Here is a 13,435-nt window from a genome sequence, read left to right on the forward strand (position 1 = left end):
CATTTCATAAAAAAAGGCTGCATGAGTTGTTCGCTCATACAACCTCGCAGCAGGTACACACCCTACTGCTGTTCAATCCATAATAGCTTCGGAATTCGTACTGCTTACGCCTTTTTCTTTTTTTGACGGCTGTAAATATCGAACCATACGGCAACGACCAAGATGCTGCCTTTGGCAATCAGCTGCCAATACGAGTCCACGTTCATGATGCTCATTCCATTATCGAGACTGGCCATTACCAAGGCCCCGATAATAGCGCCGATAATCGTCCCAGCACCGCCAAGCAAGCTGGTTCCGCCGATGACGCAGGCCGCAATCGCGTCCAGCTCATACATATTACCGGCATTAGACGTAGCCGCATTCAGCCTTGCGGTCAGAATCAATCCGGCTACCGCTGCCAGTGTGTTGCACAGTACAAAGACAACAAGCAATCTTCGTTTTGTATTAATCCCGGATAAGCGGGAAGCCTCCGCATTGCCGCCTACCGCATACGTTTGGCGTCCGAACACAGTGTTTTTGGCCATGAATGTGAAGATCACTGCCAAGACAATGACGATCAGGAAGGGTACGGGTATACCTTGATATTGATTCATGAGAAGCACGAAGCCGAGAATGAGTGCGGCATAGATGACAGCCTTGGCCATTGTGAACGTCATGGGCTCCAGCTCAAAGCCGTATTTTTTGCGTGAATTTCGCTTACGGAGCAGTCCAATCACCAGAAATACGATCGCGATTACTGCCAAAATGAGACCGATTGGCCCAATTAAATACGATTGGCCTATATATTTGAATCCCGGGGATAGCGGAGCAATCGTTTTACTACCGGAAATGCCCAGCCAAAGCCCTCGAAATACCATCATACCGCCCAACGTCACGATAAATGCGGGAACGGCCCGATACGCGACCCACCAGCCCTGAATGAACCCGATCACTGCACCCAGCAATATGGTTGCTATAATGACGGGTACCGTACTCCAGTCATACCAGACATTGAGAATGGCGGCCACCCCGCCGGTCAAGCCAACAATCGAGCCGATAGACAAATCGATCTGTCCGGCCACTATGACCAGTACCATGCCAATCGCCAATACCGAGGTGACTGACATTTGCAAAAATAAGTTGGATAAATTTCTCGGTGTCAGGAACGTGTCGTTAAGCAAGGAGAACAACAGCCAAATCGCCACTAAAGCGCCGATCATTGCGTAGGCTCTAATGTCCATTTTCATCCACAGCTGAATTTTCCTCTGATTTTTGACCCCGTCTACCGGTACCTGCATACCGCCAAAATTAGCCATTTTTGATTCCCCCTGTTGCTGCCGCCATGATAACCTCCTGAGTTGCTGATTGATAGTTGAATATACCGGCCTTCTTGCCCTCCGAAATTACCAAAATCCGGTGACTGACCCCTAGAACTTCAGGCAGTTCGGATGAGATCATAATAATGGCCACCCCCTGCGATAATAATTGATTCATAATGTTATAAATTTCGAACTTAGCGCCGACATCGATCCCACGCGTCGGTTCATCCAATATGAGAATTTTGGGCTTGGTCATTAACCATTTCCCAATAACGACCTTCTGCTGGTTGCCGCCGCTTAATGTACCTACAACGGTTTCTACCGAATTCGCTTTTATTTTCAACTGTTGAATGTAATCCTGACCAACGGCTATTTCCTGATTTTCCTGAATGACTCCGCGAACGGAAATGCTATGTAAACTGGACAAGCTGATATTATTTTTAATATCCATATCCAGCACCAGCCCATATTTTTTTCGATCCTCGGATACTAGCGCCATTCCGTGCTCTATGGCCTGTTGTGTGTTTCTAATATTTACAGGTTTGCCGTCAATGGCAACGCTACCTTGCTTTGCTCCCTCATATGCTCCAAACAGACTCAGCACCAATTCACTGCGACCGGCTCCGACCAAACCCGAGATGCCAAGAATTTCTCCCTGCTTTAATTCAAAAGAAATGTTGTCAATCACTTTACGTCCCGGCTGACTCGGGTCCCATACCGTGTAATCCTTCACTGCCAGCATCGTTGTACCCGGCTGTGCCTCCACACGAGGAAACCGTTCTTTTAATTCCCGTCCCACCATAAGTGAAATCACTTTATCCTCAGTCAATTCCGATGTCGGCCGCGAAGCAATCGCCAGTCCATCACGCAGTATGGTAATCGTATCCGCGATCTCGAATACTTCATTTAATTTATGTGAGATATAAATGCAGGTAACGCCCAGATTTTTGAACTCTTTCAAAATGGCAAGCAAAATAGCAACTTCCTTCTCGGTCAGTGCCGCTGTCGGCTCATCGAGGATGAGGATTTTTGCCTTCTTGGATAAGGCTTTTGCTATTTCAATCAACTGCTGCTGCCCAATGCCAAGCGTCCCCGTAATTCGATCCGGCTTGATGCCGCTTAACCCTACCTGACGCAGCCAGCTTTCCGTCTCGAGGTAAACATAATCCCAGTCCATGATGCCGAAGCGGGAAGGCTCGTTCCCTAGAAACAGATTTTCACCAACGGTCAGATTCTTCACCAATGCAAGCTCCTGATAGATGATAGCAATGCCTGCTTTCTCCGCATCTTTAATATGTCCGAACCGCTGCACGACGCCGTCGACCAGAATTTCACCTTCATAGGTTCCAGCCGGATACAACCCGCTTAGCACTTTCATTAAAGTTGATTTGCCCGCTCCGTTCTCCCCGCACAAAGCGTGCACCTCACCCTTTTTCACCTTGAACGTAACCTGATTCAGTGCCTTAACCCCCGGAAATTCCTTCGTAATCGTTTTCATCTCAAGGGCCATGGTTTCCATGTAACTATTCCCCCTTCTCGGTTTCCCTCTCAGAAAAAGGGCGGGATTCCCCGCCCTCTCGGCTCGCTGCTTATTTCTTAACGTTTTTGTATACGTCTTCTTTCTTATGGAAGCCGTCCGCAATGACGGTTGAATCCACATTATCTTTGTTCACCGCTACCGGATCGAGCAGGATAGAAGGTACATCGATTTTGGCATTATTCACTTTTTTCGGAGCGTCCACCTTTTCGCCCTTAGCCATCTTCACAGCAACAGTAGCAGCTTCATCCGCCAGCTTCTTCAGCGGCTTATACACGGTCATTAACTGCGTACCTTCAACTATGCGCTGCATCGCTGCCAGCTCCGCATCTTGACCGGAAACCGGAATCTTACCGGCCAGCTTTTGCGCTGTCAAAGCTTGAATAACTCCGCCTGCTGTACCGTCGTTGGCGGCAACAACCGCATCAACTTCATTTTTGTTCGTTGTCAGCGCATTTTCCATATTAGCCAGTGCATTAGCCGGACCCCAATCCTTGGTCCATTGCTCGTATACAATTTTGATATCGCCTTTATCCACCAGCGGCTTTAAAATGTTCATTTGCCCTTTTTTGAATAAATGTGCGTTATTGTCCGTTTCTGAGCCTTCGATTAGCACATATTTACCTTTTGGCGCTTTTTCTATAATTGCTTTCGCCTGCATCTCGCCAACGCGCTCATTATCAAAGGAAATGTAAAGGTCCACATCCGAGTTTTTGATCAATCGGTCATATGAGATAACCTTGATATTGGCTGCATGTGCTTTTTGCACAATGGCTGCTGTTGCCTCTGCATTATGAGGAACGACCACAAGAATATCTACGCCTTGGCTGATCAAGTTCTCCGCCTGTGCGATTTGCTTGGCGTCATCGCTGTTGGCTGCCTGCACGTTAACTTCCGCTCCAAGCTCCTTGGCCTTGGCTACGAACATATCGCGGTCACGCTGCCAACGCTCTTCCTGCAAGGTATCCAGCGACATTCCGATAACAATCTTCTTGTCTTTCTTATCCGCGGCTGGAGCTGTAGCGGCTGGCTTCGAATCGGCAACTGCTGCCGCCGGCTTGGTTTCTCCAGTCGTGCAGCCCGTTAAAGCTACGGTAAAAGTCAATGCCAAGCCCACAATGCCGCTCTTTTTCAACCATTTGTTCATCAATTCGAACCTCTCCCTCTAATTGTAAAGTTATTTGTTTGTTAAACCTGCTTACAACTTGAATTTATCATGGGGAGAGCGCTTTAAGTTGAGTCATTATCTGCACTATCTTGTTATCTTCTTCACTTTTTTAAACGCTTTCATGGTTAGGGGATACCGTGCGATGCCGCGTGAGCAAATCTTTTCGATAATCAGTCGGTGATTGGCCCACGGTTCTTTTAAACACACGGCTGAAGTAATTCGGATCATGGTAGCCTACCTCATAGGCAATCTCCTTCAAGCTCTTACCTTCATCAGACATAAGTCCCTTCGCCTTATCGATCCGGCACTCCGTCAAAAAATCCACATAGTTCGTCCCGAAGGTTTCCTTAAACAGCCGGCTGATGTAAAAAGGGCTGACCTGGACATGCTCCGCGATCAAATCAAGCGATATTTCCCGCTGCGCATGCTGGATAATATAGGCCTTGACCTTGAGCATCAAGTCGGGCTCCACCTGTGTCTGCATCTCCTTGACGGATCGTACGATTCCACCCACAATACGAAGCAGCTCCGACCGAAGCTGGGCATAGCTCACAATTTGAAAGGCATAATAAGGCTTTTCCGTCTTGGCACCCAGCTCCAGGGTAAATCGGGACAAAATCAAGAGCAGGTCTTGAACCCGCTGCTGCGCTTCAACCAATCGGCAGCCCTCTGCCTCAAAGCCATTGATCCACTGCTGAAGGAGCCTGTTTACCTCGTGCCATTGACCTCGTCGAGCTTGCTCCAGCACCTCCTTTTCCGTTTCCGAAGAACGTTGCGCCGACCGATTATCCTCTTGCAGCAGATCGGAATAATGCCGACAATGGGTCGGAATCGACAGATCCGTGGAAGCTAACAGTGCCTCATGATACGATTGTCTAATATCGTGAGTAGACTCTGAGCAGCTGCCAACGCCGATAAATACGCGTACACCACGAAAGCAGCTAACGTAATTAAGTAATTTGCGAATGAGCGAGTTGCTTTGCGCGCGGAACGATTGCTGCACATCGGCCAGAACGATAATCGGCATCTGGTTAAAGCTGAGCTTCCCAACCCATCCATCTGAGGTCGTTCGGAAATATTCGGTTAGCGATTTATATACGGCAGGCAGGCTTGCGTCATCGCCTTCCGTCTGAATCGTACATACCATGACAAAGGCAGGGCCCTGCTCCTTCCATTCCAGCAATGACATCATTTCCTGCAGATGCGACTCATGAACACTGTCATACAGCAGCTGAGTCACATAATCCGCCTCCAGTACGGGCAGCAGCTTATCCAGCTTTTCCACCACACGAAGCTGCCGCTGCCGATTCTCACGCTCACCCTCCAGCTCTTGCAGCACCTGGCCGACCGTCTCCAAAATCACCGACGACTTGCTGGGCTTCAGCATATAATCGCTCACCTGCAGGCGGAGCGCTTGTTGGGCATAATCGAAGGAATCAAAAGCTGTAACCATAATGATCTTCACATCACGATCGGTGCTGCGGATGATCTGAGCCGCTTGCAGTCCATCCACGCCCGGCATCTTGATATCCAATAAAATCACATCCGGCCGATGCTGCTCCGCCAGCTCCACCGCCATTCTTCCGTTGTGAGCCAGCCCGACGATTTCGATGTCATTCAGACCTTTCGTTAAAATACGGCTCAGCGCTTCACGTTCGAGCTCCTCATCGTCTGCGATCAATATTTTAAATGTAGTCATCCCTTATTTCCTCCTTGTTGCGGCAAAGTCAGCCGAATGACGGTTCCTTTGTCTTTATCACTACTAATTTGAACGACGTCATCCGCCCCACAATACAACTGGAGACGGCGAATAACATTGGGAATGCCAATGCCAGTCGTCTTCCCAACCGTGACGGACTCCTCCGGGTCATGATCCCGAAAATGGAAGAAAGCAGCGATCTGCTCCTCCTTCATGCCGCCACCATCGTCGGCAATTTCGATGATCACTTGCTCATTGTGCCGAGTTACTTCGATTCGGATCATACCTCCTTGCTCAAGCGGTTCAATCGCATGGATGATCGCATTTTCAACAAAGGGCTGCAGCGTCATACAAGGGATAGGTACCGTAAAACACGACTCATCCAGCTTCAGCTCATACCCCACCCTGGAACCGAATCGGGCTTTCTGTATGATCAAATATTCTTGGATGACATGCAGCTCCTCCCTCAGCGTCACCACTCCTTTCAAGCTTCGCAGATTGTAGCGCAGAAGCCCGGACACGCTTGCAATCAGCTCGCTGGTTTCCTCGGCGCCTTCCAAATATGCTTTTTTTGTCAGCATGTTCAGTGTGTTGAATAAAAAATGCGGATTGATTTGATTTTGCAAGCTGCGCAGCTCGCTTTCCTTCAATAATAATTTATGATCCCGTAAGTCCTTTTCCAGCTGCGCTTTGATACTCATTTCCTCAATCAAATTTTTGATACTGATTCGCATGCGATTCATCGTCAGAGTAAGCAAGGACAGTTCATCCCTGCCTTTGATTTCTATAGGCTTATCAAAATTACCCGCAGATATTTCCCGGGCTGCTGCCGCTAACGTTCGAACAGGACGGGTAATACTGCCGACAAACTGGTACGAAAACAGAAATAACAAGGCCGAGGCCAAACCTAAGCTCCAGAACCCAAGCTTGCGCAAATCCGCACTCTGCCGAATCATACGCACATAAAATTCGTTATATGTATTCAACTCCTCATTGAGCAAAGAAAGCATTTCCTCATGAACGAATTTGTTAATTTGGATCGCTTCCTCCAGTCGTGTGAGTGCCGAGTTCTTCTCCTGTCGCTCGGTATCCTTGGCTGAGAGCTTCATCGTCTCAACCAGGCTCGCAATCATATTTTTGAAATTAAGCAAGGTCGTCATGTTACCCGAATTGATAAGCGCGGGCAGCTCAACATAATTTCTTTCGAGCTTCTCGACCGCGTAGCTAAATCGGGCTTCTGTTTCCTTACTGGGGTTATTGGTATACCCGTTAAGCTGCTTGACCGCTTCCGTACTCAAGTTCGTCAGCTCGTTCATTGCCATATAGCGCTGCAGAATCGAATTATATTTTTCAATCGTCAGCTGATGCTGATTGTTAAGAAACAGCCACAGTCCAGCCATAAATACCAAAATAATGACCGTCAGCATGATCATTTTACTTTGCAATGTTTTCATGCATGAACTCCTCACTCGTATACAGCCGATTCGTCACATAATGGTAAGGCTCCAGCGGCAGATTCTTGCCTCGCAGCCATTCCAACGCTAGAGCAACGCTGGTTTGTCCGACATCACCATCATCGTGAAGCATCACCCCGTCAATTTTGTTCGAAGAAATCAAATGCATAATTTCCGGTGAATCATCAAAGGCAGCAACAAAATAATCCTGAATCCGATCACGATTGGTAAGCGCTTGCACAGAACCAACAACGGACTCCGAGCTTAGACCGACTACCGCACGCAGATGCTCGCCATCATTTAACAAATCGTTAGTTCGTCGATAGGACCCATCTCGGGAGTCTCCTTCGAACTGCGCTTGCACCACACGAATCGCCGGATACCTGGATAGCGCTTGTACAATTCCCTTCAACCGTTCACTTTGATAGCTGTGATCTTTGCTGTCATACAAAATACCAACGGCTCCCTCATAATGAACGGCCTTCGCCACTGTATCGGCCATTTGATTGCCCTCGATGAAATGGTCTGCACCAACATACACTTTTCTCAGGCTGGACGGGGAGTCAGTAAATACAGTAATGACCGCTATTCCCAGAGCAGAGGCTTTATTCACGACTTGCACAAACCTCGGGCTGTCCATCCCCTGTACGATCATAACATCGACTCTGGCCGCTATCCCGACCTCCATCTGCTTCATAATTTCATCCTCGTTCGGCCGCACCGCGTTGCGAAATTGGATCGAAGCTCCCTGCTTCTTCGCTTCTTCCAAGGCTCTTTCCTGAACGCGTCCCCTGGAGGGCGCATTCTGCTCGGTAGCGATAAACATTAACCTGTATTTGGTGTCAGGAGCTTCTGTGCTTTGAAACTCGTCGGTTTGGTTGGCCATATAAAATTGATAAGCATAATACACAGTAAAAACTAGCGTCGTGGCGATACATGTGATGCTTAAAATGAAACCGAGCCATTTGCGCACATAGCAACCTCCTATTTATTCCATGTATTACTAAATATAGTGCATCCTTAATGGATTGGGAAGGGTTATTCTCATCATCCCGATGTGTGAGATGCAGTATGTTCTTTCAGCCTGACAGCCAAACAAGCCTGAACGAGATCGCGAAGATCTCAGCTCAGGCTTGTTATATGGATGTGCAGTTCCTGGATTACTTTGCCGTAACGCCACCATCAACTGGTAATTCGATACCTGTAATATAGGAAGACGCATCAGAGGCCAGGAATAACACCGCTGCCGCCACTTCAGAAGCTTGTCCTACTCTTGGGAGGGCTGTCTGAGACAAAAACCACTTCAGCATCTGCTCGTTATGTACAAAATCGGAGCTCATCGGCGTCTCAATAAAGCCCGGGTGTACCGAGTTGACCCGAATGTTATCCTTGCCATAATCAACAGCAGCGGCTTTGGATAGCATGCGAACTCCGCCTTTGGAAGCTGTGTAAGCGCCTGCCCCGCTGCTTCCTGTAAGACCTGCAATGGAAGAAATATTAATAATGGAGCCCCCATTGTTGGCCTGCATATGTGGAATAACGTGTTTCATCCCGAGGAAGGTGCTCTTCAAGTTGATGTTCATAACCTTATCCCATTGTTCAATCGTCGTCTCTAACAACCCAGTAGCCAAGGAAATCCCCGCATTATTAACGAGCACATCCAGTCTGCCGTATGTCTCCATAGTTCCGGCTACGACCTTGATCCACTCGTCCTCCATTGCAACATTATGCGCATAAGCAATCGCTTGTCCACCAATTGCTTCAATCTCCTTCACAACAGCTTGTACGGAGGCAGCATTAATATCGGTAGCTACAATTTGAGCTCCTTCCCCAGCAAGAAGAAGTGCTTCCTCGCGTCCCATCCCGCTTCCAGCACCTGTCACAATAGCTACTTTACCCTGCAGAATCCCCATATCGGCATCTCCTTTTTTCAATTCAAACAGGCTTTTCAGCTTCAGCCATACAGGTAATTTCCACTATTGGGTAAGTTTCTATGCAATAAACCAAACTTCCTGGAGTGCCGATCGGAATAGTTCGTCAAGCCGAGCAGTCAGACCACCCTCAGCAGAAGGCATATGGGATGCCGTCCTGTCGTAGTAATTGATTCTATCTTCCAAAAACTCGTTAATCGGATGAATTCTTGCTTCGTAATCCATCTCATCACCAGCCATTTTCCGAACCAGCAGATCTTGAATAATGCCCTTCAGCTCACTGCCCTCTGGTACTAAGCCTTCTACCAGTAAATGAAACTCGATAGGCGGCATAGTTTTGTACTTCTCAATCCACTCACATGCCAGGATCGGCCGCAGTACATAAAAATATTTTTTAATTTTCACCTGATCTCCCTGCAAATATTCCCGGTAATTCCCCTTCGCCATATGCAGATAATGATGCATGCACGAATGCGGCGAGAAGGTTGTTGGAGAAATGCCGCGGATTTGTTTAGCAACCGAATAATTTTCCATATAAACCATCGGTGACTGCAGCCATTCCAGCAGCGGCGGATTCGATTTGCGAAACAGCTTCAAGGCTTTCTTCAAATCCCAGCCGTTAATATCCAACATATTGTTGATTGGACGCTCAATAACATCCCGTTTATCGACAATGGACAAATACCACTCTATCGGTCGGATATATATAAATCTGACGTCGTAATCACTGTCCTGTGAAGGAAAGCCCCACGCACGACTACCCGATTCACATGCATACAAAATCCGAACTTGCTCATCCCGTTCAATTTGTTGTAACTCTTCCTTAATAAGTCGCTGATAATCGGTCATATAGCACTACCTCCTTCATCCTGCACGTTGTGTCGCTTCTGTTTCTATCATCGCTGATAATAGGCTAAGCGAACATGGCACAAGTATGACGACTATAAAGAAAGTTTCCATTGCCCTCTGACATCGTCTGATTATTTTGCAGGGAATGAATAGATGAGGAGGTACTATTGCATATGTCCGACAAATTGGTCCGTATGGTTTTACGAATATTCAAGCAATGGATAAGTTAAAAAGATGGGCGGGTGAGAAAAAATTACTGACTGAATCGGCAATTTTATTCGGAATTCCACAAGATAACCCGCAAACAACACTTCCTGAAAACTGTAGATATGATGCATGCATCGTCATTACGAATGATGATCAAATTGATGATTCAATTCACGAAAGTGAACTTTCTGGCGGAGAATATGTTATTTGCAAAGTCAAACATACAGTAGAGGATATTCAAAAAGCATGGGCTGAAATTGTACCAGCTTTACACAGCAGAGGATATCATATTGACAACAAACCGATTTTAGAAAAATACACTGGTGAAATGGTTAACCAAAACTTTTGCGAAATATGTGTGTCGGTAAAACGGTTATAAGATTGCTGAGCTTAACAAAAACAAGGAGCAGCTGCTGCTCCTTGTTCATTAAACTAACCAGTTACATCATATCCGTCTCACACCCCCAAATTTCAGTTTTAATGCATTTTATCATCAATTATGTACAGGTCCTTGTTTGTTTGTTTTTGAACGATTAAACATCTTGTTACGTGCGTTAAAATGCATGTTTTAAATGCATTTAACACATGTTAATATGATGTAAAACAAACAAAGAAGGTGTTACTATGCGAAGTTTCGGCTCCCACACAAGGATTTTAAAACAGGCAAATATAAAATTTAATTTCTTTGAAGGTATTGTACAATGACAACTACACTTATTGTGCTGGTGGTCGTTGCGGTTTTTGTTGGTGCCTTGATGAAATCCATGTTTGGCTTCGGGGAAGCTATAGTGAGCATGCCTTTGCTTGCACTGCTTCCGATCACTTTGCAAACCTCGGTTTCTCTAATTGGGTTAGCGGGACTAACCGTTGCTTTACTCACTGTTTTCAGCGGATGGCGTCATGTTGAACGCCCTGTCCTGATCCGACTAGCAGTTTCTACGGTAATCGGAATCCCCTTCGGCCTTGTTTTGCTTCATCTTACTCCTGCAAACGTGATTACGTTTGGACTTGGTATTTTTCTGATTGCTTTTGGATGTTACTCTTTAATTAAGAAGATTCTCTCTCGGGCCATCGAACGTCCATTACTTAACGATCGCGGATGGGTATTACCATTCGGATTTGCCTCAGGAGCTCTTGGCAGCGCTTATAATTTTAATGGTGTGCCGGTCGTTGTCTACGGTACATTACGCCGATGGAATCCAGATCGTTTTCGAGGAACATTGCAAGCTCATTTTCTTCTATCTGGCGTTCTTGTTGTTACAGGACATGCACTCGGCGGGTTATGGACATTTGACTCCTTAATTTATTATGCTTATTCTTTACCAGCCATTCTCATAGCTACTGCACTCGGTGTTTATTTGAACAAGCGAATTCCAGCTGGAAAATTCGAACGTTACTTATTTATTATTATCATCGTACTCGGAATTTTATTATTGTTGCCTTGACCTTTACACCAGCTTCATCGCAACCGCTAACGGGCAAGTGTGCTTCATACAGACCTTTAATCACTTAATGGCCTCCTTATTAGCACTCTCCACTCGCGTAAACAAAGCAGCCGCAGTCTCAGCTTCTTGAAATGCTTTTGCACTTTTAGTCTTTCTTCTGTGACGTTTCCAGAGGTTTAGCCTAAACCAAAGTGAAACTAAAAGGCCGAAAGGCCATTCCTGTTTCAAGGAGACTTTGTAAATTGCTGAGAATGGCAGGCCAGATGACTTTACAAATGAGAGCCCCCACTGGCATCGATCAATTGCCCGGTTACCCATCGACTGTCGGGAGAAGCCAGAAAAGCAGCTATATCCGCGACATCTTCTGGTTGGCCCCATCTTCCAAAGATAGAAAAATCAGCACCAAATTGTTGTGAGGCAGGATCTTGCAGCATTGCAGCATTCATATCCGTGGCAACGAATCCAGGTTGGATGGCATTGATTGTAATTCCACGTGGGCCGAGTTGGTTGGATAACGCGAGCGTGAGTGTGTTGATTGCCCCCTTGGTCATACTGTATGCGGGAATGGCAGGCAGGGAAATCCTTGTAATAGAGGATGACAAGTTAATAATTCGACCTCCATCTCGTAAACGTGGCAAAGCTTGTTGAGTCAGGAAAAATGGCATCTTTACATTGATTTCCATGATTTTATCGAATGCGTCTTCCGTAGTATCCTCAATCGGGGCTACCAGGGCGATCCCTGCATTGTTCACTAGTATATCGAAGTGAATATCACCTGTACTTTCTTTCAATAATTCATCCAATGTCTTATAAAGTGTCTGTATGCTTTCTGAAGAACCAAGTTTCGTACCAATCGCGAATGCAGCCCCTCCATTCTGCTCGATATCATGTACTACTTCTTCTGCAGCTTCACGGTTCGTGCCATAATGGACAGCTACTAACGCACCTTCTTGCGCTAAACGTGTCGCAATGGCACGTCCAATCCCGCGGCTTGCACCCGTAACCAAAGCAACTTTACCCTTCAATCCAGTCATAATTTTAATCTCCTCTTGTGTCTAATACGTACACGATAGTTATAACACAAGGTAAATTTTGTAATGTTGCTTTCTTATTCGTAGAACCCAGATTTAATTTAGAGTCATTCACTTAAGCATCGTTATTGTTCGTCCGCGCTGGGGCCGTACATCCCTGGAACCGGTATTCCGAGCAGTCGGAGATAGACCGTCAACTGACCCCGATGATGATAAACGTGATTGAACATCAGCGTGCGCACCATGTCGATCCGGGGCGCTTCCAAGACGGTCTCCCCCCTGCTAACGAGCTTCCAGGTTTCCCTTAGCCCATCTTCTCCCCATTCCCGAAGCTTGCTCTCGGCGAGAGACACGCTCCATTCCAGCGCTTCGAGCAGTTCTTGCCGGGTGGTCGGCTCTGGCAGCGGAACGACCGGAACTTCGCTGACCGCCTCGTCCAGCAATAGAGCCAGCCCTCCGGGCACTCCCGCAGCGTGTAGGGCGAGCTGTCCTAAAGACATCGATCTCGGGTGCGGTCTCCAAGAGAATTTGTCTTCCGGGAGCCTTTCGAGAAGCGACCGTGTCGATTCGGCTTCCCTTTTCAATTCACCGCTCCAATCCTCAATAACGTTCATAATCATATCCTCCTCTGGCCAAGGCCGTTCATCACCTCAATCCTATCACGCCATGCGCGTGAACGTTTCTTACGGATTGCGGTAATCGAGAAAGTCGGTGTTCGAGGAGTAGAGACATTCCGTCAGCCTTGAGGGCTGACAAGTGGTCTTTTATATGGTTACACCCGATGGATAAGTTAAGAAGGTCCACAGTACCTTTAGC

12 protein-coding genes are annotated in these 13,435 nt (G+C 46.9%); 2 read left to right on the forward strand and 10 right to left on the reverse strand.

Translation table 11 applies throughout. The features are described from left to right. Positions 1–104: 104 nt before the first annotated feature. The 8 genes from LRL21_RS39135 to LRL21_RS39170 form a co-directional block, all read right to left on the reverse strand. The gene (locus tag LRL21_RS39135; RefSeq protein WP_420832551.1) at positions 105–1,277 is read right to left on the reverse strand and encodes a sugar ABC transporter permease; all 1,173 of its coding nucleotides are present in this window, start codon (positions 1,275–1,277) and stop codon (positions 105–107) included. A 10-nt stretch (positions 1,278–1,287) separates the two neighbouring features. Further along, a complete protein-coding gene (locus LRL21_RS39140) occupies positions 1,288–2,817 on the reverse strand; it encodes a xylose ABC transporter ATP-binding protein (RefSeq protein WP_240421223.1) in 1,530 nt (509 codons plus the stop codon). A gap of 70 nt (positions 2,818–2,887) precedes the next feature. After that, positions 2,888–3,982, reverse strand: coding sequence for a D-xylose ABC transporter substrate-binding protein (gene xylF / locus LRL21_RS39145; RefSeq protein ID WP_420832552.1), 1,095 nt, complete (start codon positions 3,980–3,982; stop codon positions 2,888–2,890). Positions 3,983–4,112: 130 nt separating this feature from the next. Continuing rightward, positions 4,113–5,702, reverse strand: coding sequence for a response regulator (locus LRL21_RS39150; protein WP_240421225.1), 1,590 nt, complete (start codon positions 5,700–5,702; stop codon positions 4,113–4,115). Then, positions 5,699–7,156 (reverse strand): sensor histidine kinase, encoded by a 1,458-nt coding sequence (locus LRL21_RS39155; protein ID WP_240421226.1) that lies wholly within the window; start codon positions 7,154–7,156, stop codon positions 5,699–5,701. The genes LRL21_RS39150 and LRL21_RS39155 overlap by 4 nt, the downstream gene beginning before the upstream one ends. After that, on the reverse strand, positions 7,137–8,129 hold the full coding sequence (locus LRL21_RS39160; protein WP_240421227.1) for a sugar ABC transporter substrate-binding protein: 993 nt from the start codon (positions 8,127–8,129) through the stop codon (positions 7,137–7,139). Before LRL21_RS39160 ends, LRL21_RS39155 begins: the two co-directional genes overlap by 20 nt. 187 nt (positions 8,130–8,316) lie before the next feature. After that, positions 8,317–9,069 (reverse strand): SDR family NAD(P)-dependent oxidoreductase, encoded by a 753-nt coding sequence (locus LRL21_RS39165; protein ID WP_240421228.1) that lies wholly within the window; start codon positions 9,067–9,069, stop codon positions 8,317–8,319. A gap of 78 nt (positions 9,070–9,147) precedes the next feature. Continuing rightward, entirely contained in the window at positions 9,148–9,936 is a 789-nt protein-coding gene (locus tag LRL21_RS39170; protein WP_240421229.1) for a nucleotidyltransferase domain-containing protein, read from the reverse strand. 166 nt (positions 9,937–10,102) lie between these two features. Between LRL21_RS39170 and LRL21_RS39175 the strand changes: the two genes are divergently transcribed. Continuing rightward, on the forward strand, positions 10,103–10,522 hold the full coding sequence (locus LRL21_RS39175) for an AraC family transcriptional regulator (RefSeq protein ID WP_338044740.1): 420 nt from the start codon (positions 10,103–10,105) through the stop codon (positions 10,520–10,522). A gap of 322 nt (positions 10,523–10,844) precedes the next feature. Continuing rightward, complete coding sequence (locus LRL21_RS39180; RefSeq protein WP_240421231.1) at positions 10,845–11,588, forward strand: sulfite exporter TauE/SafE family protein; 744 nt, start codon at positions 10,845–10,847, stop codon at positions 11,586–11,588. A 269-nt stretch (positions 11,589–11,857) separates the two neighbouring features. Here LRL21_RS39180 and LRL21_RS39185 read toward each other — a convergent pair whose 3' ends face one another. Next, positions 11,858–12,622, reverse strand: coding sequence for an SDR family oxidoreductase (locus LRL21_RS39185; RefSeq protein ID WP_240421232.1), 765 nt, complete (start codon positions 12,620–12,622; stop codon positions 11,858–11,860). Positions 12,623–12,744: 122 nt separating this feature from the next. Beyond that, on the reverse strand, positions 12,745–13,233 hold the full coding sequence (locus LRL21_RS39190) for a DinB family protein (protein WP_240421233.1): 489 nt from the start codon (positions 13,231–13,233) through the stop codon (positions 12,745–12,747). Positions 13,234–13,435 lie beyond the last annotated feature (202 nt).

The sequence above is a fragment of the Paenibacillus periandrae genome, from assembly GCF_022458865.1.
GTDB lineage: Bacteria > Bacillota > Bacilli > Paenibacillales > NBRC-103111 > Paenibacillus_S > Paenibacillus_S periandrae.